Consider the following 24,504-nt stretch of genomic DNA (forward strand, 5'->3'; position numbering starts at 1 on the left):
AGGGGCAAATTACTGCGCGTTCGCAACGGCCGCCGGCGGCGTCCAAATCACGTCCCGGATACTCAGGGGCTTGGGAATCAGCTTGAGTTGATAGAAGGTGTCGGCAATCTTCTGCTGCGCCGCGACCACTTCCGGCGTGAGGAACAGGGCCCCGAACCCCTGGCGCTTCATCGACGTCAGAGTGATCGGCTCAGGCAGGCCGAGCAGTGGCGACACTTGTCGGGTCACGTCTTCGGGGTTGGCCTTGGACCATTCCCCCACCGCGCGAACTTCCTCCACCAGGGCGCTGATGACCTGGGGATTTTTCTGCGCATAGGTTCGGGTAGCGAGGTAGAACTGATGGTTGTCGACGATGCCTTTGCCGTCGCGCAGGGTACGCGCCTGCAACTGTTGTTCGGCGGCGGCCTGGTACGGATCCCAGATCACCCAGGCGTCGACGCTGCCCCGCTCGAACGCGGCACGGGCGTCGGCCGGCGGCAGGAACACGGTCTGGATATCGGTATATGCGAGGCCGGCATCCTCCAGCGCCCGCACCAGCAGGTAATGGACATTGGAGCCTTTGTTCAGCGCGACCTTCTTGCCCTTGAGGTCCTGCACCGACTGGATCGGCGAGCCCTTGGGCACCAGGATGGCCTCACTGTCGGGGGCCGGCGGTTCGTAGGCGACATAGAGTAGATCGGCACCTGCGGCTTGGGCGAACACCGGAGGGGTTTCACCCGTCACGCCAAAATCGATGGAGCCGACGTTCAGCCCTTCAAGCAATTGCGGGCCGCCCGGGAACTCGGTCCATTGCACGTTCACGCCTTGGGCGGCGAGGCGCTTTTCCAGCGTGCCCTTGGCCTTGAGCAGCACCAGGGTGCCGTATTTCTGATAACCGATCCGCAAGGTCTCGGCTTGAACCTGGGTAATGACGCCGAAGGACACAGCCGCAGCAAACAGAGCGACCAGCCCGCGACGCAAAATGACAGAGCGCATGGCGCTTCTCCTTTTTGCTGTGGGGTTTGGCTGCACCTGCTGGGCCGTTGGCGGCTGAGTAAGGTGAGTTGAATCAGGGTATGGGGGGTTCAGATGCTCCAGCGAGCACTCAACAGACGTTCGTTCAACACGCTTGGCTCCAATGGCTTGGGTCGACGGGCCATGGCGCTGAAAAACTGCTCCAGCGCCTCATTCAGCCGTTGCTGCAGTGCCGGCGCCAACTGCGCTTGGGCGCTGCCTTCGCCATAGGCGATCTGGCTGTCTTCGGCAAAAATCCCCTGGAGCATTTCCTGGGCCTTGAGCGCCGACAGCACCGGCTTGAGGGCGTAATCCACCGCCAGCATGTGGGCGATACTGCCGCCGGTCGCCATGGGCAACACCACCTTATGGCTCAGGGCGCGCTCAGGCAGCAGGTCCAGCACGGTCTTCAACGCACCGGAAAAAGACGCCTTGTAGACAGGGGTGGCGATCAACAAGCCATCGGCATTCTCGATCTGCTGGAGCAGGTCGATGACCTTTGGGCTGTCGAAGCGGGCATGGAGCAGGTCTTCGGCCGGAAAATCGCGCACCTGATAGCTCACCACTTCCACACCGTGTTGCTGCAACCAGCGCTGCGAGCGTTCCAGCAGTACCCCGGAGCGGGAGCGCTGGCTGGGACTGCCACCGAGTGAGACGACCAACATGCCTGCCATTCCTTTAACGTTCTGTGCGAATCGCAGTGGGCGATCTCGCTGGATGGGTCAAACCATAGCAGGGCCTTCATATATCCATAAATCATATTTATTCATTTAGTTATTCAATATAGAAATATGCAGACATCTTTTTCCAAGGCATAAAAAAAGGCCGTCGAAACGGCCAAAACCCTTGGTGCGTGGAGAACCTGTGGGAGCGAGCCTGCTCGCGATAGCGGCGTGTCAGTCAGCATGAATATGGCTGATCCATGGCTATCGCGAGCAGGCACGCTCCCACAAAGGTTTTGCGTCAGCGATTGGGCTGCGGAGTAAGGCGCAGGTATGGCTTCACGGCGCGATAACCTTTGGGGAAGCGCTGCTTGAGTTCTTCCTCATCCTTGAGCGACGGCACGATCACCACTTCATCACCGTCCTGCCAGTTGGCCGGCGTGGCAACCTTATAGTTGTCGGTCAACTGCAAGGAATCGATCACCCGCAGGATTTCGTTGAAATTGCGCCCGGTGCTGGCCGGATAGGTAATGGTCAGGCGAATCTTCTTGTTCGGATCGATCACGAACAATGAACGCACGGTCAAGGTATCGCTGGCATTGGGGTGGATCAGGTCGTACAGGTCCGACACCTTGCGATCGGCGTCAGCCAGGATCGGGAAGTTGACGACGGTATTCTGGGTTTCGTTGATGTCGTCGATCCATTTGTGGTGCGAGTCCACCGGATCGACCGAGAGGGCAATGGCCTTGACACCGCGCTTGGCGAATTCATCCTTGAGCTTGGCGGTGAGGCCCAGCTCGGTGGTGCAGACCGGCGTAAAGTCCGCCGGATGAGAAAACAGCACCCCCCAGCTGTTGCCGAGCCATTCGTGGAAACGGATTTTGCCGGCGCTGGATTCCTGTTCGAAGTCAGGGGCGATGTCGCCCAGTCTGAGGCTCATGGTGTGGCTCCTGGATGAGATCTTGTGGAGCCTGACTGTGCCTCGGTTCCGGCGGTTTTAAAAAGAATGAATATTGATCTCTCTAGATTTTTTGTGAATATAAAAAACTGTTCACTGGCCCTGACGTACCTATGGGCTCAACATCCTCGACGAGGTTTCGAGAAGGCCTCGAGTTGCTGTAAAGAGGAGAAGCTTCGAGGAGGGCTACAGGGGTGGGCCTGACCCGAAAACGCAAAAGCCCCGCCCGGCGTGTGCCGGACGGGGCTTTTTTACGGCTCTACGTCTTACATGAAGTTGTAAGTGTAGTTGAAGATCAGACGGGTCTGATCCTGGCTGTCGCCCACGCCGCTGCTGCGGTAGGTACCCTGACGCAGGGTGGTGCCGAAGCCTTTCAATGCGCCTTGCTGGATCACGTAATCCACACGCATGTCACGTTCCCACTCGGAGTAGTCACTTCCACCGCTGGCGGTTTTGACATCGTCACCACGCAGGTAGGCAATCGACGCTTTCAGACCTGGAACACCAGCCGAGGCGAAGTCATACGAGTACTGGCCGAACGTGGTGTTTTCACCAGCACGGACAAACCCGTTGATCATGCTGTCGGTGAACAGGTAGAAGCTCGAACCGCCAGCGCCTTCAGGACGACCGTTGCTGTTTACCACGTTGCCCTGGTTCAGGTAGACGAAGCCACCGTCATCACCGACTTGCTGGTGACCCAACAGGAAAGCACTGCCACCCAGGGTGTAGGTGAACATGGCGCTCCAGGTCTTGTTATCGACCTCGCCAGGTTTTTTGGCATAGCCACCGTTGTTGTTGAAGCGATAGCCGGCGTCGCCATTACGGCCATCCGAACTGCTGTCGAAGTAGCGCAGGTCAGTCTTGAACGATTGGCCTTCGCTGATCGGGAAAACGTGTACCGCACCCAGGAAGTGCTGCTTGTAGTAATCCTGCAGGTTGGCGTAGTAGTACTGCAGGGTCAGGTCTTTGGTGACCTTCCAATCGGCACCGCCAAAGCGGAACTGGTTGCTGTCTTCAGTACCACCTGCGATCGCCAGACCGGTGCTGTTGCTCGATGCACGACCGGTAGCGTGTTCCAGCTGACCGGCGTTGAAGGTCACATTGTCGATTTCCTTGGAGGTGATGGTGCCACCTTCAAAGGTCTGCGGCAGCAGACGGCTGTCGTTGGCGACCAGGATCGGCAGGTTTGGTGCCAGTGCACCACCCAAATGAGCCTCGGTTTTGGAGAACAAAGCCTTCACATTACCCGACAGACGGCTCCAGTCATGTACCGCCGAGCCATCGGTATCGCTTGGCATGTAGGAGCCATTGTTACGACCCCGGCCTCCATCGAGACGAATACCCACCAGCGCCTGAGCATCGATACCGAAACCCACAACGCCTTGCGTGAAGCCGGACTTGTAGTCGAACTTGAGGCCGGTGCCCGTTTCGCGCAGATCCTCATTACCATCGCGGTTATCGTTATTGAAGTACAGCGTACGAGAACTGACAGACGCCTTGCTGTCTTCGATAAAACCGGCGGCGCCTGCCTGCTGCGCCAGAACCCCAACGGCCACAGCCAGGGCCAAGGTGGACTTGTTCATGCTTCGCTCCTCTCGTTTTCTAATTCTTGTGTTTCTTTGGTTCTGGATCGAACGTCCGGAATCCGCGGATGCGCGATTAGCGCCAGACCGTGACCGACAAGTCAATCGTAACCATTTATGACTACGACCAAGGTCTAACCCCACGACACCGGGCGGAAGAATAATGGATTATTTATAATTCCAAAAAGAATTGTTTCATAAGTTTTCAGTCGTTTTGGACATATAGGTGCCATAAGCACGTCTTCACTCCAGAACTGGCATATCGGCCAGCCTGCGAATTACTGAATGGTTATTTTTTGTGCACTTTTTCAGGGCAGAGGACTTGGATATCGAGGCTCGGAGTGCGAGCCTCAATGTCTTGTCTCAATGCGTCCGGAGCAGCATAGACCAGAATTGTGAAGGTTTTGAGACAAAAATCTTATTGTTTGAAATCAAGAAAAGTGCAACCCATCGCCCCTAAACGGGGCGCATGGATTACGGGACCTACAGGGCCTTCTCGAAAATCTTCGAGTTGCGTTGATAGTTGTACAGCGACGCCCGTGCCGCCGGCAGACGCTCGACACTGCTGGGCTCGAAACCCCGCTCACGGAACCAGTGGGCGGTACGGGTGGTGAGCACGAACAGGGTCTTGAGCCCTTTGGCGCGGGCACGGGTCTCGATCCGCTCCAGCAGCTCGTCGCCCCGGCCACCATGTCGGTACTCAGGATTCACCGCCAGGCAGGCCAGCTCCCCGGCGTCCGAATCGGCGATCTGGTAAAGCGCCGCGCAAGCGATGATCATGCCTTCGCGCTCGACCACACTGAACTGCTCGATTTCCCGCTCCAGCACTTCGCGGGAGCGACGCACCAGGATGCCCTGCTCTTCCAGCGGACTGATCAGGTCCAGCAAGCCACCGACATCTTCAATGGCCGCTTCGCGTACCACTTCGAATTGCTCCTGGGCGACCAACGTACCGCTGCCATCGCGGGTGAACAGCTCGGCCAGCAGCGCACCGTCTTCGGCGTAGCTGACAATGTGACTGCGAGCCACGCCGCCACGGCAGGCCTGGGCGGCAGCGTCCAACAGTTCGGCCTGATAGTCGCTGCCCAGGCGCTGCATATGGGCCGGGACCTGCTGTGGGCGCAACTCGCGCACCAGGCGTCCGTCCTCGCCGATCAAGCCCTGCTCGGCGCCGAACAACAGCAGCTTGTCGGCCGCCAGGTCGATGGCGGCCCGGGTGGCAACATCCTCACAGGCGAGGTTGAAGATTTCCCCGGTGGGCGAATAGCCCAACGGCGACAGAAGGACAATGGAACGCTCGTCCAGCAGGCGGTTGATGCCCTTGCGGTCGACCCGGCGCACTTCGCCGGTGTGGTGATAGTCCACGCCTTCCAGCACGCCGATGGGTCTCGCGGTGACCAGGTTGCCGCTGGCGACCCGCAACCGCGAGCCCTGCATCGGCGAAGAAGCCATGTCCATCGACAGGCGAGCCTCGATGGCAATGCGCAGCTGGCCAACCGCGTCGATCACGCATTCCAGGGTCGCGGCATCGGTGATGCGCATGCCGTGGTGATAGTGCGGGGTCAGCCCCCGCGCGGCGAGACGGGTTTCGATCTGCGGGCGCGAACCATGGACCAGCACCAGCCGCACACCGAGGCTGTGCAGCAGCACCAGGTCATGGACGATGTTGCCGAAATTGGGGTGTTCCACCCCGTCGCCGGGCAGCATGACGATGAAGGTGCAGTCGCGGTGGGCATTGATATAGGGCGAAGCGTGACGAAGCCAATTGACGTATTCGGGCATGAACCTGGACCTGTAATAAATAACAGCCGAAAAAAGACGAAACGGAACGCACAGCAGGCTGATGGTTATCGTCGGAACAGGCTTGGCGACACGCGCGCTCTCCTCTTGAACATGGGCCCGGGTAGGGGCGATCTAGTAGCCGGCAGTGGCCGGTGTCAGGCAATAGTGTTCGATCAACTGCCGCAACAATTGCACGGTAGGTTGCAGACGTGACATTTCAAGGTGTTCGCCCGGCTGGTGGGCACAGGCAATATCGCCAGGGCCCAGCACCAGGGTTTCACAACCGAGGCGCTGAAGATAAGGCGCTTCGGTGCCGAACGCCACTGCTTCGGCACGATGGCCGGTGAGTCGCTCGGCCACGCGAACCAGTTCGGCGTCCTCGGGCTGCTCGAACGGCGGCACTTCAGGGAACAGCGGCGCATAGTCGATCTTGACCTTGTGCCGCTCGGCGATGGGGTTGAGCTTCTGCAGGATGGCCGCCCGCAACACCTGCGGATCCATACCCGGCAAGGGACGCAGGTCGAACTCCATGGAACATTGGCCGCAGATCCGGTTGGGGTTGTCGCCGCCGTGGATACACCCGAAGTTCAGGGTCGGTTGCGGCACGGTGAACTGCGGGTTACGGAATTCACGCTGCCATTGCAGGCGCAGGCCGCGCAGTTCGCCCATGGCGTCGTGCATGGCTTCAAGGGCGCTATGACCCAGGCTCGGGTCGGAGGAGTGACCGCTGCGCCCGAGAATGTCGATGCGCTCCATCATCACGCCTTTGTGCAGGCGAATCGGCCGCAGGCCGGTCGGCTCACCGATGACGGCTGCGCGCCCCAAGGGACGTCCGGCCTCGGCCAGTGCACGGGCACCGGCCATGGAGCTTTCCTCGTCGCAGGTGGCGAGGATCAGCAACGGTTGCTTGAACGGCTGTTCCAGCAGTGGCTTGAGCGCTTCGATGGCCAGGGCGAAAAAGCCTTTCATGTCGCAACTGCCCAGTCCGACCCAGCGTCCATCGACTTCGGTGAGCTTCAACGGGTCGGTCTGCCACAAGGCACCGTCGAACGGTACCGTGTCGCTGTGCCCGGCCAGCACCAGGCCGCCGGGGCCACTGCCGAAACTCGCCAGCAGGTTGAATTTGCCGGGGCTGACCTGCTGGATATCACAGGAGAACCCGAGGTCGCCAAGCCAGCCCGCCAGCAGCTCGATCACGGCGCTGTTGGACTGGTCCAGCCCAGGCTGCGTGCAACTGACCGAAGGCGCGGCGATCAGGGCAGCGAACTGATCTTTCATGGACGGCAAAGGCATCGCTGGCTCCGGACTCACAAATTGACACCCATCATAGAACCATCCGGTGCTGGTGTCCTGTATCACAAATACTGTTCTTTTTTGACGGTGTCCGTTGCCGTCATGCCGCGTTGCCGCTCCTCGCCATAGCGGGCTATGACTCGTCGCGGCGCGTAGGACGGAGGACTCCTGTACACTGCACGGCCTTGGCAGCCACACCTTCCCCGGCTGCGCACCCGATCCCTGGATTTTCCGGCCATGCAGAAAGAAACCGAAATCAAACTCCGCGTCAGCCGCGAGACCCTGGCAGCCTTGCGCGAGCATCCTCTGCTGAAAAAACGCAATAAAGGCGGCTGGGAACGTCGTGAGCTGATGAACCAGTATTTCGACACGCCCGAGCGTGACCTGGCCCGGGCCAAGGTCGCCCTGCGCCTGCGCCGCGACGGTGAAGAGGTGATCCAGACCCTCAAGACCCGTGGCCAGAGCATCGCCGGCCTGTCCGAGCGCAACGAATACGACTGGCACCTGCCCAAGGCCAAGTTGGACCTGAAGAAGCTCGACGGCGAATGCTGGCCCGAGGCCTTGGCCGAACTGGACAAGAAAACCCTCAAGGCCATCTTCACCACGGATTTCGTCCGCGAACGCGCCGAAATCGCCTGGGGTCGCGGCAAAAGCAAAGTGGTCATCGAAGCCGCGCTGGACCTGGGGCATGTCGTGGTCGGCAAGCAGAAGGAAGAAATCTGCGAACTGGAGCTGGAACTGCGCGAAGGCGAGCCCGCCGCGCTGCTGGAACTGGCCGCCGAACTGGCCGCGACCCTACCCTTGATGCCCTGCGACATCAGCAAGGCCGAACGTGGTTACCGCCTGCACGATGCAAGCAGCTACGCCTTGAGCCTGCCCGCCCCGCAATTGACCGCCGAGATGCCGCTGGACGAAGCCTTCGCCGCACTGAGCTGGCATTTGCTGGGCAGCAGCCAACGCCTGGCCGAGCAATATCGGTTCAACGGCCACTGGCGCCTGCTGTTGGATTGGGTCGAAAACCTCGCCGAACTGCGTGCCTTGCTCAGCAGCCTCGGCCAGGCCGCGCCGCGCCAATCGACCCACGACTTGCGCGTCGCCCTCGATGCCCTGCTGGAAGACTGGCGCCCACTGGTCCAGGCCGGCCTGGATGACGAAGACGTGCGCAAGGCAGCGCCGGAGCAGTTCCTTGAAGAGCTGCAGGACCCGCGTTGGGGCCTGTTCTCCCTGAACGCTTCGCGCTGGCTGCTGGCCCGCGGCTGGACGACCGAACGCAACACCCGCGGCAATCGCCAGGGCGCGGCGCAACTCAACAGCTGGCTGCCACGCCTGCTGGGCGAGGAAGCCTCGTCCCTGCAGCTGCAACGCTACCAGCAGCAACCGGAAGACCTGGCCGAACAACTGCCACGCATCGAGCGCATCCAGGTCTGGCTGCACCACGCCCGTGCGGTGCTGGAGATACCGGAGATGGACCGCCTCTACGGTGAGCTGAACAAACTGGCGCAGCTGGCGAACGAGCCCATTACCGACGAAGCCCTGGATGCACGCAAGCATCAGGCGATTGCCGTGTACCAGAATCGGGCCTGGAAGATGCTCTTGCGTCTGTAATGCCGCCATCGCGAGCAGGCTCGCTCCCACAGAGTTCCTAGGTGGGAGCGAGCCTGCTCGCGATGGGGCCGGAACAGACACAGCAAAAATCAGCGCACCACCGGCAAACTCGTCGTGGACTTGATCTCCGAAAGCGCCACGATCGAGTTCACTTCCTGTATCCCCGGCACCAGCGACAGCTTCTCGAAAAAGAATCGCTCATACGCCTCGATGTCCGCTGTGACGATGCGCAGCAGGAAATCCACCGACCCCATCAGCACATAACATTCCAGGACCTCGGGAAAGCCGCGAATCGCCTCGGTGAATTCGGTGAAGTTCGAACGACCGTGGGCGTTGAGTTTGATTTCGGCGAATATCTGCGTGTTGAGTCCGATTTTCTTGCGATCAAGCAGCGTCACCTGACCGCGAATGATCCCCTCCTCCTTCATCCGCTGGATCCGTCGCCAGCACGGCGACTGCGACAGGCCCACCTGTTCCGCGATTTGCGCGCTGGACAGCGAAGCGTCCTCTTGCAGAAGCGCCAGTATCCTGCGGTCGTAGCTGTCCAGCTCGCTATGCATAAATAAACCCGTAAATAGTTAAATAAAGAATAAAACGATTCGGATAATCGGCTAATTCATGCATCTTAGATAAGAAATTCCCCTTCGTGCATGTAAACATTTCTCTCCACTCAAGGAGACCGTCCATGCTCACATTCGAAGCCGTCGCCCCTCGCGCCGATGTCTGGCACACCGCCAATGCCCATTGCCGCGTGCAATACCGGTTGCTGGCCGAAGCCGAAGCCGATTTGCTCTGCCGGGCCCTGAATCTGTTCGCCCTGCAGGGCCTGATGCCGGAGCAGGTTCACGTCGAACGCCAGGATGAGCTGCTGGTGATGGAGATCCTCATCGAAGGACTGAGCTGGCACCGTGCCCAGGTGCTCGCCGAAAAATTGCGTAACCTGATCAGCGTGTGCTCGGTGGACCTGCAGAACACTGACGACGCGTGGCTTGAGCCAGTCCAGGCGACCGCTTGAAGGGCACAAATGCAAGAATTCGAAACGCATTGGTCGGGTAGTGGCCCAACGGTTCATAGGGTCGGGACTATGCTTTTGCAGACCGACTCAGGACGCGCAAGCGTCTGTATCGCGGCTTTGCTGCAATTGTCCAATAGGAACCCGCATGTCCACCAAACACGCCACTCAGGACCGCTGGCTGGACCTCAATGACCTGCTGCGCCAACTGGTCACCCAAGGCTTCATCAGCCAGGACTCGGCCGAAACCGCGCTCAATGCCCGGCGACGCCACAACACCAACAGCCAGTTGCACCCGCTGGAGTTCATCGCCAACCAGCATCTGGACGATCTCAGCCGCCCCGGCAAGCGCCTGGACCTGGAGAGCCTGACCCTGTGGTTGTCCCAGCAGGCCGGTCAACCGTACATGCGCATCGACCCGCTGAAGATCAATGTCGCCGCCGTTACGCCACTAATGTCCTATGCCTTTGCCCAGCGCCACAAGATCCTGGCGGTGGCAGTCGATCGCGACGCCGTCACCATCGCCAGCGCCCAACCGTACGTCAGCAGTTGGGAATCGGACCTGACCCATGTGCTCAAGCTGCCAATCAAGCGTGTGGTCGCCAACCCCGTGGACATCCAGCGCCTGAGCGTGGAGTTCTATCGCCTCGCCAAATCGGTCAGCGGCGCCACCACGACCGAACAGCAGCCGAGCAACCTCAGCAACTTCGAACAGTTGCTCAACCTGGGGGCCAGCGACCAGGAGCCGGACGCCAACGATGCGCATATCGTCAATATCGTCGACTGGCTGTTCCAGTACGCCTTCCAGCAGCGCGCCAGTGACATCCACATCGAGCCGCGTCGCGAGCAGGGCACGGTGCGGTTTCGCATCGACGGCGTGCTGCATACCGTTTATCAGTTCCCGCCCCAGGTGACGATGGCGATCATCAGTCGCCTGAAGAACCTGGGACGGATGAACGTCGCGGAAAAACGCAAACCCCAGGACGGCCGGGTCAAGACCAAGACCCCGGACGGTAACGAAGTGGAGTTGCGCCTGTCGACATTGCCCACGGCGTTCGGCGAAAAAATGGTCATGCGGATCTTCGACCCCGAAGTCCTGCTCAAGGATTTCGACCAGCTCGGCTTCTCCGCCGACGACCTGCGCCGCTGGCAGGACATGACGCGCCAGCCCAATGGCATCATCCTGGTGACCGGTCCTACCGGCTCCGGCAAGACCACCACCCTCTACACCACCCTGAAAAAACTGGCGACGCCGGAGGTGAACCTCTGCACCATCGAGGACCCGATCGAAATGGTCGAGTCGTCCTTCAACCAGATGCAGGTTCAGCACAACATCGACCTGAGTTTCGCCGCCGGCGTGCGGGCGCTCATGCGGCAGGACCCGGACATCATCATGATCGGCGAAATCCGTGACCTGGAAACCGCCGAGATGGCGATCCAGGCGGCACTCACCGGACACCTTGTGCTCTCGACGTTGCATACCAATGATGCACCGAGCGCCATCAGTCGCCTGCTTGAGCTCGGCGTGCCCCACTATCTGATCAAGGCCACGGTCCTCGGGATCATGGCCCAGCGCCTGGTGCGCACGCTGTGCCCTCATTGCAAGGCGCCCCTGACCCTGGACGAGGACGACTGGCAAACCCTGACCCGGCCCTGGCAGGCCCCGTTGCCGAGCAATGCCCAACAAGCCGTCGGTTGCCTGGAGTGCCGTGATACCGGTTATCGCGGACGCGCCGGGGTGTACGAAATACTTCAACTGAGTGACAGCATCAAGGGACTGATCCATGCCGACACCGATCTGCTGGCAGTACGCCGCCAGGCCTTCAAGGAAGGCATGCGCAGCCTGCGGCTGTCAGGCGCACAGAAAATCGCCGCCGGGCTGACGACTGTAGAGGAGGTGTTGCGGGTAACACCGCAAAGCGAGCACAAGTGAACCCGGTGATGCTTGACCGGTAAGTCACGGAACTGAATCCAGGCGCAGGTAATCCAAAGTCATAGTTAACCCAGTGGAGTCACCATCATGCGTCTCAAACTTGCTGTCGCTACCCTAGCCTTGCTTTCTCTTCCTGTTGGCTCGGCAATGGCCGACACGTTTTGGCGTAACGTCATCTCATCCGGTGCAACCACCGGTTCCACCTATCTGACTTTCAAGGATCACAAACTGATCGTTGCCGCTCAGGACGACGCCGGCAGCTTTGTCGCCAGTGACGGCAACATCCGCGGCCCATACCTGGAAGCCGCGATGCAGAAGGTCCGTGCCGATAACCCAGGCCTGCAGGCCACCGACATGGAACTGGCCAACGCGATCCTGGCAAAAAACGCCGTCGCCCAGGACTGATCCAGCCCCATGAAAAATGCCGCTCGATCGAGCGGCATTTTTTTGCCTTGCAAGTCATCTCTTGTGGGAGCGAGCCTGCTCGCGATAGCGGCAAGTCAGCAATATTCATGCTGACTGACGAACCGCCATCGCGAGCAAGCTCGCTTCCACATTAGCTGTTCATCATTCGCCGATGGCAGCCTTGTAGCCAGCCGCATCAAGCAACTTGCCGAGGTCAGCAGCGGCATCGGAAGGCTTGAGCTTGAAGATCCAGGCGCTGTACGGCTCGGAGTTCAACAGCTCCGGCGAACCGGCCAGCTCTTCGTTGACAGCGATCACTTCACCGCCAACTGGCGCATAAATGTCAGAAGCGGCCTTCACCGACTCCACCACTCCTGCGGCGTCAGTGGCTTTAAAAACCTTACCGATTTCCGGCAGCTCGACGAACACCACATCACCCAGCGCTTCCTGGGCATGGTCGGAGATGCCTACGGTGATGCTCCCGTCAGTTTCCAGACGCGCCCACTCATGACTTTCGGCAAAACGCAGTTCGGCAGGGATATCACTCATATTCTGTGTCCTCAAGAGAAAGTGTCAGCGGCCAGCGGCCCGCCGTGAAAGGTTAAATCAGGGTCTTGCCATGGCGGACGAAGGTCGGTTTGACCACCCGTACCGGGTACCACTTACCACGAATTTCCACCTCGGCACGGTCGGCGGTAGCCATCGGAACACGTGCCAGGGCGATTGACTTGCTAAGCGTAGGAGAAAAACTGCCACTGGTGATCTCACCTTCGCCCACATCGGCAATGCGAACCACCTGATGGGCGCGCAAGACGCCGCGCTCTTCCAGCACCAGGCCAACCAGTTTGTGTTGCACGCCCCCCGCCAACTCGGCTTCCAGCGCGCTGCGCCCGATGAACTGACGGCTCGCCGGCTCCCAGGCAATGCTCCAGGCCATGTTCGAGGCCAGCGGGGAAATGTCCTGGTGGATGTCCTGGCCGTAGAGGTTCATGCCAGCCTCCAGCCGCAAGGTATCGCGAGCACCGAGGCCAATGGGGGAAATGCCCGCCCCCACCAGATCATTGAAAAAGCTCGGCGCCTCGTGGGCGGGCAGGACAATCTCCAGGCCGTCTTCACCGGTATAGCCCGTGCGCGCAATGAACCAGTCACCGTCGGCACGGCCTTCGAAGGGCTTGAGCTGCTGGATCAACTGACCGCGCGATTGCGAGACCAGCTCGGCAATCTTGTGTCGGGCCTGGGGTCCCTGGATGGCCAGCATCGCCAGTTCGGGACGCTCGCGCAGTTGCACGTCGTACTCCCCAAGCTGCGCCTGCATCCAGGCCAGATCCTGATCCCGGGTCGAGGCGTTGAAGACCAGCCGGTAACCGTCGTCGACGCGGTAGACAATCATGTCGTCGACGATGCCGCCCTGCTCATTGAGCATGGCACTGTAGAGGGCACTTCCCGTGTCCCGCAAGCGGTCGACGTCGTTGGCGAGCAAGCGCTGCAGCCAGGCCTTGGCCTGGATACCGGCGACATCGATCACCGTCATGTGGGATACATCGAACACACCGCAGTCGCGACGCACCTGGTGGTGCTCTTCGACTTGCGAGCCGTAATGCAGAGGCATATCCCAACCGCCAAAATCGACCATCTTCGCGCCAAGGGCGAGATGAAGGTCATACAGAGGCGTACGCTGTCCCATGGGTTTCTCCTTCCGGGCTTGGCGAAGGTGCGGATGGACACTGCGTAGCGCGAGCGTCTGAAAAAAGGAGTTTTCTGACGCTCTCAGTTGTCCGGTCCGACAGACGGACCGCACCGAATGCCGCGCATTGTAGCCGCATGAGGTAGGACTGGCACCTAGCTGTTTCGATGGGCCGAACGTCGTATCAATCCGATGACCGGCAACAACCCCACCAGTACCAACGTCAGCGCTGGCAACGCGGCCCGGGCCCACTCCCCTTCGCTGGTCATTTCGAAGATCCGCACCGCCAGCGTGTCCCAGCCGAACGGACGCATGAGCAGGGTCGCGGGCATTTCCTTGAGCACGTCCACGAACACCAGCAACGCGGCGCTCAGGGTGCCGGGCAACAGCAGCGGCAGATACACTTTGAAAAACAGTCGCGGCCCACTGACACCGAGACTGCGTGCGGCTTCAGGCAACGACGGGCGGATTCGTCCTAGGCTGCTTTCCAGAGGCCCGTACGCCACGGCCAGGAAACGCACCAGATAGGCCAGCAACAGGGCCGACAGGCTGCCCAGCAGCAGGGGCTTGCCCGCGCCGCCGAGCCAGGTCGACAGCGGGATAACCAGTTCACGGTCCAAGTAGCTGAACGCAAGCATGATCGACACCGCCAGCACCGAGCCAGGCAAGGCATATCCCAGGTTCGCCAGCCCCACGCCGGCGCGAATGGCCCGGGTCGGGGCCAGGCGCCGGGCGAAAGCCAGCAACAAGGCCACGCAAACGGTGGCAAGCGCCGCCAGCCCCCCCAGGTAAAGGGTGTGGATAATCAACCCGGCATAGCGCTCATCCAGATCGAAACGGCCGCGCTGCCAAAACCACACCACCAGTTGCAAGACCGGGATGACAAATGCACAGGCGAATACCAGCAGGCACCAACCGCTGGCCGCCGCTGCCTTGAGGCCGCGCAAGGCGTACAAGGCCTTGACCCTGGGCCGTTCGTTACTGGCCCGCTGGGCGCCCCGGGCACGGCGTTCGCCATAGAGCACCAGCATCACCGCCAGCAACAACAGGCTGGCCAATTGAGCAGCACTGGAGAGGCTGAAGAAGCCGTACCAGGTCTTGTAGATGGCAGTGGTGAAGGTGTCGAAGTTGAACACCGACACCGCCCCGAAATCCGCCAGGGTTTCCATCAACGCCAGCGCCACGCCCGCCCCAATGGCCGGACGGGCCATCGGTAATGCCACCCGCCAGAACGCCTGCCACGGTGATTGCCCGAGTACCCGAGCCGCCTCCATCAAACCCTTGCCCTGGGCCAGGAACGCGCTGCGCGCCAGCAGGTACACGTAAGGGTAAAAAACCAGGACCAGTACCAGGATGACCCCACCGGTGGAACGGACCCGGGGCATGCGCAGGCCACTGCCGAACCAGTCACGCAACAGGGTTTGCACCGGGCCGGCAAAGTCCAGCAGGCCCACGAAGACAAACGCCAGCACGTAGGCCGGAATCGCGAACGGCAACATCAACGCCCAGTCGAGCCAACGCCGGCCCGGAAACTCACACAGACTGGTAAGCCAGGCCAGACTGACGCCCAGCACCGTCACACCTAGCCCCACGCCCACGATCAGCGTCAGGGTATTGCCCAGCAAGCGCGGCATCTGGGTTTCCCACAGGTGGGACCAGATTTGCACATCGATGCTTTGCCAGGACAGCAGCAGCACACTCAAGGGCAACAGGACCAGCGCGGCGATGGCGAAGACCAGGGGGTACCAGCGGCGTTGGGCGGGATGGCTCAAGGAAGGCGCTCGTTCAAAGGATGCGTGGGCAGGCGCAAACAAAACCTGTGGCGAGGGGATTTATCCCCGCTGGCTTGCGAAGCAAGCCCATGGAAAACAACTCAGTCCGCCTGACACCGCATGGCTTCCATCAGGGTCGCTCCGCGACCCAGCGGGGATGAATCCCTCGCCACAGGGAACCTCGCCCCGTATGTCAGTTCCAACCCGCCCGGTCCATCATGCGAATGGCTTCGGCCTGGCGCTTGCCCGCCACCTCCACCGGCAGCGTGTCGGCCTTGAACTTGCCCCAGGCTGCGACTTCCTTTGACGGCTCCACTTGGGGATTGGCCGGAAACTCCTGGTTCACGTCGGCAAAGATGCTTTGCGCCTCGGGCGTGGTCATCCACTCCACCAGTTTCTTCGCCGCCTCGGGGTGCGGTGCGTGCCGGGTCAGGCCGATGCCCGACAGGTTGATGTGCACGCCTCGGTCAGCCTGGTTCGGCCAGAACAGCTTCACTTTCAGGTCCGGCTTCTGCTGGTGCAGACGGCCGTAATAATAGGTGTTGACGATACCGACGTCGCACTGCCCGGCGTTGATCGCTTCGAGCAATGCGGTGTCGTCGGAAAACACGTCGGTGGACAGGTTCCTGACCCAGCCCTTGAGGATCTTCTCGGCTTTTTCCGCACCGTGGGTTTCGATCAGGGTGGCGGTGAGGGACTGGTTGTAGACCTTCTTCGAAGTGCGCAGGCACAGGCGACCTTCCCATTGATCGTCCGCCAGGGCTTCGTAGGTGGTCAGTTCATCGGGTTTGACTCGGTCGGTGGAGTAGGCAATGGTCCGTGCCCGCAGGCTCAAGCCGGTCCAGGCATGGGAGGAAGCACGGTATTGAGATGGGATGTTGGCATCGATCACCGGGGAGGTGAACGGCTGGAGAATGCCCATCTGTTCGGCCTGCCAGAGGTTGCCGGCGTCCACGGTAAGCAGCAGATCGGCGGTGGCATTTTCACCTTCGGCCTTGATGCGCTGCATCAACGGCGCTTCCTTGTCGGTGATGAACTTCACCGATACACCGGTCTTTTGGGTGTAGGCATCGAAGACCGGCTTGATCAGCTCATCGATGCGCGAGGAGTAGACCACCACCTCATCGGCGGCCTGCACGGCAGTGGAGCCGACCAGGGTCAGGGCGAGGGCGGACAGCAGGCGCTTGGGTGCCGACATGGAAGCGGTCTCTCGGTGGGTGAACGAGCGCAAATGATAAAGACTCACATTTGGCAGCTCAATCAAACAGTGGGTGGAGACATTTCCAAATGTTGCGGCAGTTGGAGGTGTGGTACCTGTCCCGACGCAATCGCGAGCAGGCTCGCTCCCACATTGGACTGCATGCCCTGTGGGAGCGAGCCTGCTCGCGATGAGACCATAAGCTCCAACCCAAGTCTCAAGCCTTGGCCAGATCCGGCAGATCCCCGATCAACCCCAGCGCTTCGCGCACGAACAGCGCCTTGGCTTCGGGCAGGCGGTCCACCAGCTTCAACCCGGTATTGCGCAACCAGCGTACCGGCAATGGATCGGCCTGGAACAGCCGCTCAAAACCTTCCATCGCCGCCATCAGCGCCAGGTTATGAGGCATTCGCCGGCGCTCGTAGCGGCTCAGCACCTTGACGTCGGCCAGCCGCTCGCCTCGTGCGGCAGCCTGCAACAGCACCTCGGCCAGCACAGCCGCGTCGAGGAACCCCAGGTTCACGCCCTGCCCGGCCAACGGGTGAATGGTGTGGGCCGCGTCGCCGATCAAGGCCAGGCCTTCGGCCACGTAGCGCTTGGCGTGGCGTTGGCGCAGCGGTACGCACAGGCGTGGGTCGGCACTGACCACCTGGCCGAGCCGGCCTTCGAAGGCCCGCTCCAGCTCGTTGCAGAAACCGCCGTCATCCAGTGCCATCAAGCGCTGTGCCTCGCCAGGGGTCGTGGACCAGACAATCGAACACCAATCGTGCCGACCGTCGCGCTCCAGGGGCAGGAAAGCCAGCGGACCGTTGTCGGTGAAGCGCTGCCACGCCGTCATTCGATGGGGTTTGGCGCTGCGCACGCTGGTGACGATGGCATGGTGCAGGTAATCCCACTCGCGGGTGGCGACCCCCGTCAGGCGTCGCACGGCGGAATTCGCGCCGTCCGCGGCGATGACCAGCGGTGCCCGCAGGGTGCGACCATCGGCCAGGGTCAGCAGCCAGTCATCGCCGGAGCGACGCATCTGCTCGAGTCGCGCGTTGGCGAGCAGGCCCAGGTCGCAATCATGCAACCGATCCAGCAAGGCGTCCTGCACCACGCGGTTTTCAACGATATGCCCCAAGGTGTCGGCGTGCAGGCTTTCGGCGGAAAAATGAATCTGCCCAGTGCCACTGCCGTCCCAGACGTGCATGTCGGTGTAGGGACTGGCGCGGCGGGTGGCGATGCCGTCCCAGACGCCAAGGCGCTCGAGGATCCGCTGGCTGGCCGTCGACAAGGCACTGACCCGGGGTTCGAAGGGCGCCTGGGGATCGAAGGGTTTGACGCTCATCGGGCTGCCGTCGAGCAACAGCACCTGCAAGCCGCTGCCCTGCAATGCCAGCGCCAGGGCGCTGCCGACCATACCGGCACCGACAATCAGCAGATCTGCACGCAATTCCATGCTTTAAGCCTGTTTTGCGGGCGACATGAGCCGCCCAAGAAAAGAATGTTCAACCCCATGCCTACACATCGGGCCGGGTCCCAAGGCCCATGGCCTGGCGGGCGAACCAGCGCTTGGCGGGGGGCAGCGCGTCGAGACCGAGCAGGCCGAGGTTACGGGCCACCGACACCAGAGGCAGGCGACTGCTGAACAGCCGCGTGACCTGGTCGGAGAAGCCCACCGTCAAGGTCTGGTCCATCCGCTGCCGCTCGCGATAAGCCTGCAACACGGCAAAATCCCCCGGTACGCTTTCGCTGTCCAGCAAGGCATCGGCCAAGGCCTGGGCGTCGCGCAGCGACAGGTTGAAGCCCTGCCCGGCAATCGGATGCAAACTGTGGGCGGCATTGCCCAGGATCGCCAGATGCGGGCGCACCTGCTCTTCGGCCTCCACCAGCGCCAACGGGTACAGATGTCGCACGCCCACCTGTTTCAAGGCACCCAGGCGATAACCGAACACGCTCTGCAATTCGCTGAGGAAACTGCGCTCGTCGAGGCCAGCCAGCCGCTGCGCATCCATACCCTGGCGGGTCCAGACCAGGGCACAGCGATTCTCCGGCAGCGGTAACAGGGCCATCGGGCCGTCATCGGTGAAGCGCTCGAAGGCCATGCCATCATGGGCTTCGCTGGGGGTGATGTTGGCGATCAACGCGCTCTGGTCATACGGACGATTGCTCACACCGACGCCCAGTTGTTCCCGAAGACCGGAACGACCGCCGTCGGCCAGTACCGCAAGGTCGCACTCCAGGAGCGTTTCGTCATCCAGGGTCAGGCGATAACCGTCAACCAGCGGCTCCATCCGCGTGACTTGCGCCGGGCAGCGCCAACTGACCACGTCCTTGTCCAGGCCTTGCCACAGGCACTGGCCAAGCCAGGCGTTTTCCACCACATAGCCCAAGGCCGGGACACCTTCCTCGCTGGCCGACAGCCGGGCCGTGGAAAACCGTCCGCGATCGGACACATGGATCTGTTTGATTGGCTCGGCACGCTGGGAAATGTTCTGCCACAGCCCGAGGCGCTGATAGATCTGCCGGGCGCCGAAGGACAAGGCCGAGGAACGGGCATCGTAGCTCGGTTGCCAGGTATGGCCTGGGGCGAAGGGCTCGATCAGGACGATCTTCCAGCCCCGGGCCCTGGCACCCGCTTGCAGGGCCAAGGCCAGGCTCGCGCCGACCAGGCCACCGCCGATGATCGCCAGATTGACCCGACTCATGCCACTTGATCCCGTGCGTCGGCCATCAGGGCCTCGATTTCGGCAACGGTCTTGGGCACGCCTCGGGTCAGGATCTCACAACCGCTTCTGGTCACCACCACGTCATCCTCGATGCGCACGCCAATGCCGCGCCACTTTTTCGCTACGCTGCGGTTGTCCGGGGCAATGTAGATGCCCGGCTCCACGGTCAGTGTCATGCCGACTTCCAGTACCCGCCATTCACCGCCTACCCGGTATTCGCCCACATCATGCACATCCATGCCCAGCCAGTGGCCGGCGCGGTGCATGTAGAACGCCCGGTAGGCTTCGCTGGCGATCAACTCGTCCACCTCACCCGCTAGTAGCCCAAGGCGCACCAGGCCCTCGGTAATGACCTGAACCGTCGCCTCATGGGCCTGGTTCCAGTGCTTGTCCGGCGCGATCTCGGCAAACGCCGCTTCCTGGGCCGCCAGCACCAACTCGTAGATCGCCTTCTGTTCGGCGGAAAACCTGCCGTTGACCGGCCAGGTGCGCGTGATATCGCTGGCGTAGCAGTCGATTTCACAACCGGCATCGATCAGCACCAGGTCGCCATCCTTGAGCAGCGCGTCGTTCTGCTGGTAATGCAGGATGCAGCTATTGCGGCCCGCCGCGACAATCGAGCCATAGGCCGGCATTTTCGCCCCGCCCTTGCGGAACTCGTAATCCAGTTCGGCTTCCAGGCTGTATTCGTAGAGTCCGGGACGCGCCGCCTGCATCGCCCGGATATGCGCCTGGGCGGAGATCCGCGCCGCTTCACGCATGACCTTCACTTCCGCCGCCGATTTATACAGGCGCATGTCATGCAGCAAGTGATCCAGGGCAACGAATTCGTTCGGCGGCTGGGCGCCGAGGTTGGCCTTGGAGCGAATCACGTTGATCCACTCCATCAGGTGCCGGTCGAATTCCGGGTTGCTGCCCATGGCCGAATACACCCGGTCCCGGCCTTCGATCAGGCCCGGCAGGATGTCGTCGATGTCGGTGATAGGAAATGCGTCGTCGGCGCCATAATCACGGATCGCGCCTTCCTGCCCGGCACGCAGGCCATCCCACAACTCACGCTCGGCGTTGCGCTCGCGGCAGAACAGGACGTATTCGCCATGGGCCCGGCCGGGCATCAGCACGATCACCGCCTGCGGCTCGGGAAAGCCGCTGAGGTATTGGAAATCGCTGTCCTGGCGGTAGACATGCTCGACGTCGCGGTTGCGGATCGCAACGGCGGCGGCGGGCAGGATTGCGATGCTGTTGGGCTCCATCTGCGCCATCAGGGCCTTTCGGCGACGGCTGTATTCCGATTTCGGGATATGAATCATGGGCAGACGGTGTTCCCTTTCAAGCAATCAGTGCAAGGACGGTTTGGCGGCTGGCTCAGCGGTTTTCTTCGTCTCGGTGAACAACAGCAGTGGCGCGACCCGCAGGTATTCCATCACTTCCATGTAGTCGCTTTCGCCGTCATCGGACTCTTCCAGGGCATCCTGGACCTGAGAGATCGCGGCCAGGTCCTGCAACACCTCGTTGGCCTCGGCGCTCAGCGCATAGGCGCGGCGGGTCAGGCCAAAGCCGGCGAGGAAGCCCTGGCACCACTGGCCCAGGGCCGCGGCGCGCTCGGCCAGCGGCGCATCGTCGGTGGGGAGCAGCAGGACAACGGTCATGTCATCGCTGGTCAGCTCGCCCTTGACCATTTCCTGCAGGCCAATGAGCGCGTTGCGGACATTGTCCGCAGGCTCGCCTTCGAGCAGCTCGGCAGCGTCGGCCAGCCAGCCTTCGGCGTCGAAGCCGGCACCTGCGCAGCTACGGCCGAGCAACAGGCCGTGCAGTTCGGCAGGCGATACGGGGTGGCCGCTGGTGCTCAGCAGGGTGGCAAAGGCTTGATACGGAGAATTCTGAATGGGCATGGGCAGCTAGGCGCCAGACGGCGCTATGTCTAGAATGGAGGCCTTGTATCCTACATCGACAGACTCGCCAAGACTATCAGAGGCTGTGCGACCCACCTCCCCATCAGACACAATCTTCAGTGGACACAATGGAAGACACCGACCTGCAAGCGCTGATGGCCAGACTCGAATTGCTAATTGACCGGGTCGAGCAACTAAAGAGCCAGAACGGACTCTTATTAGCTCAGGAAAAAACCTGGCGCGAGGAACGCGCTCACCTCATTGAAAAAAACGAAATCGCCCGGCGTAAGGTCGAATCGATGATTTCGCGCCTCAAGGCCCTGGAGCAAGACTCATGAGTTCAAGCAATAGCGTTACCGTGCAGATCCTCGACAAAGAATATTCGATCATCTGCCCCCAGGAAGAGCGCAGCAACCTGGTGAGTGCCGCCCGCTACCTGGACGGCAAGATGCGCGAAATCCGCAGCAGCGGCAAAGTCATCGGCGCCGACCGTATCGCCGTGATGGCTGCCTTGAACATCACCCACGACCTGCTGCATCGCCAGGATACGCCGGACGTGCAGGTCAGCGGATCGACCCGTGAACAGGTGCGCGACCTGCTGGAACGGGTGGATCTGGTGCTGGCCACCGATCCGGACGTCAGCAAGGGCTGATTCGCGAAGCTGCCTGGGGTATACTTGCGTCACTCCCTGGGGTGCTTGCCAGTTGGTGATGTCCCTGAGCCGATACGCACAACCACGGGGGTTGCACGTTGGGGCCGGTGTGCATGTCCGCTTGACGGAAAGCCTTAACGCCTCCTGCAACTTCCACCTTGAACTCTCGGGTTCAAGGGCTAAGCCGGCAGCGGTTCATCCGGGGAGCCTGATTTTCCAGACAATGCCAGTCTCCAGGACTGGCATTGTCGTGTCTGGCACAGGCATTTCTGGCGGCAACATTTGCGGTTACGCTGTGTCATCCAAGCCAGACTCGAAGCATCGACCATGTCCGAACCCGCGTTGCTGCCCCGCCCTCAACTTCGACGCCTGCTACGCCAGGCCCGTCGCGCCCTGACACCCGCCCAACAACGACAAGCCGCCCAAGGGCTCTACCGGCAACTGGCCCAGCATCCAATGTTTCGCCGCGCCAGGCATATCGCCCTGTACCTGCCCAACGATGGCGAGATCGACCCGCGCCTGCTGCTGCGTGCCGCCCAGCGTCGGGGCAAGGCCACTTACCTGCCGGTGCTCAGCCCATGGCCGCGGACCAAGATGGTTTTCCAACGCATCCGTCCCGGGGAACAAGTGCACCCCAATCGTTTTCGTATTCTCGAACCACGGATCGATGTCGCCCGGCAACGCAAGGTCTGGGCGCTGGATCTGGTATTGCTGCCGCTGGTGGGCTTCGACGATGCAGGCGGTCGGCTGGGCATGGGAGGCGGGTTCTATGATCGCAGCCTGGCGTATCTGGCGCGACGCAAGTCATGGCGAAAGCCAACGTTGCTGGGGTTGGCACACGAATGTCAGAAAGTCGAAAGGCTGGCCCAGGCGAGCTGGGATGTACCGTTGCAAGGAACGGTCAGTGACAGGCATTGGTATATCGCAGGATAGACGCCGCGAAACTCAACGGCGCCTGGGAGACAGACTCAGCGTTTAAGCGTTGGCGCGGGTTGGGTGATGTCCATCGGCGCCTCGGTCTTGTTCGCCCACAGGCTTTGGGCGTAACCCGTGGTCACGACACCCAGACCGAACAGAATGACCAGAATCCACAACAAATCCGGTTTGCGTTTCATCGATTGCCCCCCTCAAGGCATATCACACACGATGACAGCAGCGGTTTTCTTATTGGCCGTGCAGCAGCGTCAAGCTTGGAAGGCCGGCATTTTGCGACAACCTTGACCGCCACGCAAACGCTGGCGTCAACCGACCGTCGGTTTGTCATAAAATCGCTGAACTATTTTTTAGCACACCGCCCAGGAGTAGAGGTCATGGCCTATTGGCTGATGAAATCCGAGCCCGACGAATTGTCCATCCAGGACCTGGAAAAGCTCGGCCAGGCCCGGTGGGATGGGGTCCGCAACTATCAGGCGCGCAATTTCCTGCGAGCCATGACACAAGGCGACACCTTCTTCTTTTACCACTCCAGTTGCCCGGAGCCAGGCATTGCCGGGATCGGGCAGATCGCCCGGACGGCCTACCCGGACCCGACGGCGCTCGAGCCCGACAGCCACTACTTCGACCCGAAGGCCAGTCCGGATAAAAACCCCTGGACCGCGATCGACGTCACCCATGTCGAGACTTTTTCCCGCGTGCTGAAACTCGACTACCTCAAACAGCAAACCGCCCTGGCCGAAATGCCGCTGGTGCAGAAGGGTTCACGGCTGTCGGTGATGCCGGTGACGGCAGAGCAGTGGGCGGCGGTGATGGCGCTGAAACCCTAGCGCTATCGGCACCCCTCGGTCCGCCATCGCGAGCAGGCTCGCTCCCACAGGGATCTTCATCGAGTGGAGATTCAATGTGGGAGCGAGCCTGCTCGCGATGAGGCCCGCTCAGACAGCAGGCGCCTTACTGAATGATCAGGTTGTTGAACAACAGATCATCCACCATCGGCTTGCCGGTCTCGTCGTTCATTACCTGCTGGGTCTGCTTCAACGCTTCCTGGCGCAACTTTTCCTTGGCTTCAAGGCTGTTCATGGTCTCGCTGGTCTGCTGGGCGAACAGCGCAACCAATTGGTTGCGAATCAGCGGTTCGTTGGCCTTCACCGCAGCTACGGCGGCATCGCCGGTCACGCGCAGGGCCACGTCAGCCTTGTAGACCTTCAGTTTCGCCGTGCCGTCCAGACCGTAGTTGCCCACGAAGGGCGGGCTCAGGGTGATATAGCTGACCTTCGGCGCCTCCCCTTCTTTTGCTTCCTTGGCCTCTTCGGCCATCACTGCCGCAGGCAACGACAGGGCCAGCATCAACACGATCCACGCTTTCACATTCGACTCCTCATCCGGTTTTGCGGCCCAGCATACCGACCCGCCGTTCAAGCACAAGCTTATGG

25 protein-coding genes and 1 other RNA gene are annotated in these 24,504 nt (G+C 61.2%); 9 read left to right on the forward strand and 17 right to left on the reverse strand.

Annotated elements, in window-relative coordinates:
* Positions 1-9 precede the first annotated feature (9 nt).
* From CGA22_RS05540 to argE, 6 genes are all read right to left on the reverse strand, one after another.
* On the reverse strand, positions 10-975 hold the full coding sequence (locus tag CGA22_RS05540; protein ID WP_041024454.1) for a sulfonate ABC transporter substrate-binding protein: 966 nt from the start codon (positions 973-975) through the stop codon (positions 10-12).
* A gap of 89 nt (positions 976-1,064) precedes the next feature.
* Positions 1,065-1,658 carry an NADPH-dependent FMN reductase gene (gene ssuE / locus CGA22_RS05545; RefSeq protein WP_041024455.1) on the reverse strand — a complete coding sequence of 198 codons (594 nt, stop codon included), beginning with the start codon at positions 1,656-1,658 and terminating at the stop codon, positions 1,065-1,067.
* Positions 1,659-1,956: 298 nt separating this feature from the next.
* Positions 1,957-2,595, reverse strand: a complete 639-nt coding sequence (locus CGA22_RS05550; RefSeq protein ID WP_024780487.1) for a peroxiredoxin — start codon at positions 2,593-2,595, stop codon at positions 1,957-1,959.
* A 284-nt stretch (positions 2,596-2,879) separates the two neighbouring features.
* Positions 2,880-4,196, reverse strand: a complete 1,317-nt coding sequence (locus tag CGA22_RS05555) for an OprD family porin (RefSeq protein WP_041024456.1) — start codon at positions 4,194-4,196, stop codon at positions 2,880-2,882.
* A 483-nt stretch (positions 4,197-4,679) separates the two neighbouring features.
* Positions 4,680-5,978 carry an amino-acid N-acetyltransferase gene (gene argA, locus CGA22_RS05560; protein ID WP_041024457.1) on the reverse strand — a complete coding sequence of 433 codons (1,299 nt, stop codon included), beginning with the start codon at positions 5,976-5,978 and terminating at the stop codon, positions 4,680-4,682.
* A gap of 132 nt (positions 5,979-6,110) precedes the next feature.
* Positions 6,111-7,271, reverse strand: coding sequence for an acetylornithine deacetylase (argE, locus tag CGA22_RS05565; RefSeq protein WP_041024458.1), 1,161 nt, complete (start codon positions 7,269-7,271; stop codon positions 6,111-6,113).
* A 237-nt stretch (positions 7,272-7,508) separates the two neighbouring features.
* On the opposite strand from argE, the gene CGA22_RS05570 reads away from it, so the two are divergent.
* Positions 7,509-8,876: an inorganic triphosphatase gene (locus tag CGA22_RS05570; protein ID WP_041024459.1), complete on the forward strand. Its 1,368-nt coding sequence runs from the start codon at positions 7,509-7,511 to the stop codon at positions 8,874-8,876.
* An 89-nt stretch (positions 8,877-8,965) separates the two neighbouring features.
* Here CGA22_RS05570 and CGA22_RS05575 read toward each other — a convergent pair whose 3' ends face one another.
* Positions 8,966-9,436, reverse strand: a complete 471-nt coding sequence (locus CGA22_RS05575) for an Lrp/AsnC family transcriptional regulator (protein WP_041024460.1) — start codon at positions 9,434-9,436, stop codon at positions 8,966-8,968.
* Between the two features lie 125 nt (positions 9,437-9,561).
* Between CGA22_RS05575 and CGA22_RS05580 the strand changes: the two genes are divergently transcribed.
* The 3 genes from CGA22_RS05580 to CGA22_RS05590 all read left to right on the forward strand — a co-directional run bounded on the left by CGA22_RS05580 (position 9,562) and on the right by CGA22_RS05590 (position 12,226).
* Positions 9,562-9,891 carry a hypothetical protein gene (locus CGA22_RS05580; protein WP_041024461.1) on the forward strand — a complete coding sequence of 110 codons (330 nt, stop codon included), beginning with the start codon at positions 9,562-9,564 and terminating at the stop codon, positions 9,889-9,891.
* A gap of 145 nt (positions 9,892-10,036) precedes the next feature.
* Entirely contained in the window at positions 10,037-11,821 is a 1,785-nt protein-coding gene (locus CGA22_RS05585; RefSeq protein ID WP_041024462.1) for a GspE/PulE family protein, read from the forward strand.
* Between the two features lie 84 nt (positions 11,822-11,905).
* A complete protein-coding gene (locus CGA22_RS05590; RefSeq protein WP_173668678.1) occupies positions 11,906-12,226 on the forward strand; it encodes a DUF2388 domain-containing protein in 321 nt (106 codons plus the stop codon).
* A gap of 162 nt (positions 12,227-12,388) precedes the next feature.
* On the opposite strand, the gene gcvH is transcribed toward CGA22_RS05590, so the two are convergent.
* The 8 genes from gcvH to CGA22_RS05630 form a co-directional block, all read right to left on the reverse strand.
* Complete coding sequence (gcvH, locus tag CGA22_RS05595; RefSeq protein ID WP_041024463.1) at positions 12,389-12,775, reverse strand: glycine cleavage system protein GcvH; 387 nt, start codon at positions 12,773-12,775, stop codon at positions 12,389-12,391.
* Positions 12,776-12,827: 52 nt separating this feature from the next.
* Positions 12,828-13,910: a glycine cleavage system aminomethyltransferase GcvT gene (gene gcvT, locus CGA22_RS05600; RefSeq protein ID WP_041024464.1), complete on the reverse strand. Its 1,083-nt coding sequence runs from the start codon at positions 13,908-13,910 to the stop codon at positions 12,828-12,830.
* A 155-nt stretch (positions 13,911-14,065) separates the two neighbouring features.
* On the reverse strand, positions 14,066-15,682 hold the full coding sequence (locus CGA22_RS05605; protein WP_041024465.1) for an ABC transporter permease: 1,617 nt from the start codon (positions 15,680-15,682) through the stop codon (positions 14,066-14,068).
* A gap of 193 nt (positions 15,683-15,875) precedes the next feature.
* On the reverse strand, positions 15,876-16,880 hold the full coding sequence (locus CGA22_RS05610; RefSeq protein WP_041024466.1) for an extracellular solute-binding protein: 1,005 nt from the start codon (positions 16,878-16,880) through the stop codon (positions 15,876-15,878).
* A gap of 217 nt (positions 16,881-17,097) precedes the next feature.
* On the reverse strand, positions 17,098-18,315 hold the full coding sequence (locus CGA22_RS05615) for a 2-octaprenyl-3-methyl-6-methoxy-1,4-benzoquinol hydroxylase (RefSeq protein ID WP_177329293.1): 1,218 nt from the start codon (positions 18,313-18,315) through the stop codon (positions 17,098-17,100).
* A 67-nt stretch (positions 18,316-18,382) separates the two neighbouring features.
* Positions 18,383-19,570: a 2-octaprenyl-6-methoxyphenyl hydroxylase gene (gene ubiH, locus CGA22_RS05620; protein WP_041024468.1), complete on the reverse strand. Its 1,188-nt coding sequence runs from the start codon at positions 19,568-19,570 to the stop codon at positions 18,383-18,385.
* Complete coding sequence (gene pepP, locus CGA22_RS05625; RefSeq protein ID WP_041024469.1) at positions 19,567-20,901, reverse strand: Xaa-Pro aminopeptidase; 1,335 nt, start codon at positions 20,899-20,901, stop codon at positions 19,567-19,569. The genes ubiH and pepP overlap by 4 nt, the downstream gene beginning before the upstream one ends.
* Before the next feature lie 27 nt (positions 20,902-20,928).
* Positions 20,929-21,483, reverse strand: a complete 555-nt coding sequence (locus CGA22_RS05630; protein ID WP_041024470.1) for a YecA family protein — start codon at positions 21,481-21,483, stop codon at positions 20,929-20,931.
* Between the two features lie 128 nt (positions 21,484-21,611).
* Between CGA22_RS05630 and CGA22_RS05635 the strand changes: the two genes are divergently transcribed.
* The 4 genes from CGA22_RS05635 (at position 21,612) to CGA22_RS05650 (ending at position 23,068) form a co-directional block, all read left to right on the forward strand.
* The gene (locus CGA22_RS05635) at positions 21,612-21,821 is read left to right on the forward strand and encodes a TIGR02449 family protein (RefSeq protein ID WP_003177365.1); all 210 of its coding nucleotides are present in this window, start codon (positions 21,612-21,614) and stop codon (positions 21,819-21,821) included.
* A complete protein-coding gene (locus CGA22_RS05640; RefSeq protein ID WP_024780504.1) occupies positions 21,818-22,135 on the forward strand; it encodes a cell division protein ZapA in 318 nt (105 codons plus the stop codon). Before CGA22_RS05635 ends, CGA22_RS05640 begins: the two co-directional genes overlap by 4 nt.
* 30 nt (positions 22,136-22,165) lie before the next feature.
* A non-coding RNA gene (ssrS, locus tag CGA22_RS05645) (6S RNA) lies at positions 22,166-22,345 on the forward strand.
* 117 nt (positions 22,346-22,462) lie between these two features.
* Positions 22,463-23,068: a 5-formyltetrahydrofolate cyclo-ligase gene (locus CGA22_RS05650; protein WP_041024471.1), complete on the forward strand. Its 606-nt coding sequence runs from the start codon at positions 22,463-22,465 to the stop codon at positions 23,066-23,068.
* 35 nt (positions 23,069-23,103) lie between these two features.
* Here CGA22_RS05650 and CGA22_RS05655 read toward each other — a convergent pair whose 3' ends face one another.
* Positions 23,104-23,250, reverse strand: coding sequence for a hypothetical protein (locus tag CGA22_RS05655; RefSeq protein WP_177329292.1), 147 nt, complete (start codon positions 23,248-23,250; stop codon positions 23,104-23,106).
* A gap of 195 nt (positions 23,251-23,445) precedes the next feature.
* On the opposite strand from CGA22_RS05655, the gene CGA22_RS05660 reads away from it, so the two are divergent.
* Positions 23,446-23,898, forward strand: a complete 453-nt coding sequence (locus CGA22_RS05660) for an EVE domain-containing protein (protein ID WP_041024472.1) — start codon at positions 23,446-23,448, stop codon at positions 23,896-23,898.
* Between the two features lie 124 nt (positions 23,899-24,022).
* On the opposite strand, the gene CGA22_RS05665 is transcribed toward CGA22_RS05660, so the two are convergent.
* Positions 24,023-24,439: a flagellar basal body-associated protein FliL gene (locus CGA22_RS05665; RefSeq protein WP_041024473.1), complete on the reverse strand. Its 417-nt coding sequence runs from the start codon at positions 24,437-24,439 to the stop codon at positions 24,023-24,025.
* Positions 24,440-24,504 lie beyond the last annotated feature (65 nt).

The organism is Pseudomonas sp. PSB18 (assembly GCF_014596565.1).
GTDB lineage: Bacteria > Pseudomonadota > Gammaproteobacteria > Pseudomonadales > Pseudomonadaceae > Aquipseudomonas.

What these genes read in the sequence shown, in the direction of transcription:
- CGA22_RS05540 (WP_041024454.1), bottom strand. Translation starts at nt 975, where the DNA reads ATGCGCTCTGTCATTTTGCGTCGCGGGCTGGTCGCTCTGTTTGCTGCG.
- ssuE (WP_041024455.1), bottom strand. Translation starts at nt 1,658, where the DNA reads ATGTTGGTCGTCTCACTCGGTGGCAGTCCCAGCCAGCGCTCCCGCTCC.
- CGA22_RS05550 (WP_024780487.1), bottom strand. Translation starts at nt 2,595, where the DNA reads ATGAGCCTCAGACTGGGCGACATCGCCCCTGACTTCGAACAGGAATCC.
- CGA22_RS05555 (WP_041024456.1), bottom strand. Translation starts at nt 4,196, where the DNA reads ATGAACAAGTCCACCTTGGCCCTGGCTGTGGCCGTTGGGGTTCTGGCG.
- argA (WP_041024457.1), bottom strand. Translation starts at nt 5,978, where the DNA reads ATGCCCGAATACGTCAATTGGCTTCGTCACGCTTCGCCCTATATCAAT.
- argE (WP_041024458.1), bottom strand. Translation starts at nt 7,271, where the DNA reads ATGCCTTTGCCGTCCATGAAAGATCAGTTCGCTGCCCTGATCGCCGCG.
- CGA22_RS05570 (WP_041024459.1), top strand. Translation starts at nt 7,509, where the DNA reads ATGCAGAAAGAAACCGAAATCAAACTCCGCGTCAGCCGCGAGACCCTG.
- CGA22_RS05575 (WP_041024460.1), bottom strand. Translation starts at nt 9,436, where the DNA reads ATGCATAGCGAGCTGGACAGCTACGACCGCAGGATACTGGCGCTTCTG.
- CGA22_RS05580 (WP_041024461.1), top strand. Translation starts at nt 9,562, where the DNA reads ATGCTCACATTCGAAGCCGTCGCCCCTCGCGCCGATGTCTGGCACACC.
- CGA22_RS05585 (WP_041024462.1), top strand. Translation starts at nt 10,037, where the DNA reads ATGTCCACCAAACACGCCACTCAGGACCGCTGGCTGGACCTCAATGAC.
- gcvH (WP_041024463.1), bottom strand. Translation starts at nt 12,775, where the DNA reads ATGAGTGATATCCCTGCCGAACTGCGTTTTGCCGAAAGTCATGAGTGG.
- gcvT (WP_041024464.1), bottom strand. Translation starts at nt 13,910, where the DNA reads ATGGGACAGCGTACGCCTCTGTATGACCTTCATCTCGCCCTTGGCGCG.
- CGA22_RS05610 (WP_041024466.1), bottom strand. Translation starts at nt 16,880, where the DNA reads ATGTCGGCACCCAAGCGCCTGCTGTCCGCCCTCGCCCTGACCCTGGTC.
- ubiH (WP_041024468.1), bottom strand. Translation starts at nt 19,570, where the DNA reads ATGAGTCGGGTCAATCTGGCGATCATCGGCGGTGGCCTGGTCGGCGCG.
- pepP (WP_041024469.1), bottom strand. Translation starts at nt 20,901, where the DNA reads ATGATTCATATCCCGAAATCGGAATACAGCCGTCGCCGAAAGGCCCTG.
- CGA22_RS05630 (WP_041024470.1), bottom strand. Translation starts at nt 21,483, where the DNA reads ATGCCCATTCAGAATTCTCCGTATCAAGCCTTTGCCACCCTGCTGAGC.
- CGA22_RS05635 (WP_003177365.1), top strand. Translation starts at nt 21,612, where the DNA reads ATGGAAGACACCGACCTGCAAGCGCTGATGGCCAGACTCGAATTGCTA.
- CGA22_RS05640 (WP_024780504.1), top strand. Translation starts at nt 21,818, where the DNA reads ATGAGTTCAAGCAATAGCGTTACCGTGCAGATCCTCGACAAAGAATAT.
- CGA22_RS05650 (WP_041024471.1), top strand. Translation starts at nt 22,463, where the DNA reads ATGTCCGAACCCGCGTTGCTGCCCCGCCCTCAACTTCGACGCCTGCTA.
- CGA22_RS05655 (WP_177329292.1), bottom strand. Translation starts at nt 23,250, where the DNA reads ATGAAACGCAAACCGGATTTGTTGTGGATTCTGGTCATTCTGTTCGGT.
- CGA22_RS05660 (WP_041024472.1), top strand. Translation starts at nt 23,446, where the DNA reads ATGGCCTATTGGCTGATGAAATCCGAGCCCGACGAATTGTCCATCCAG.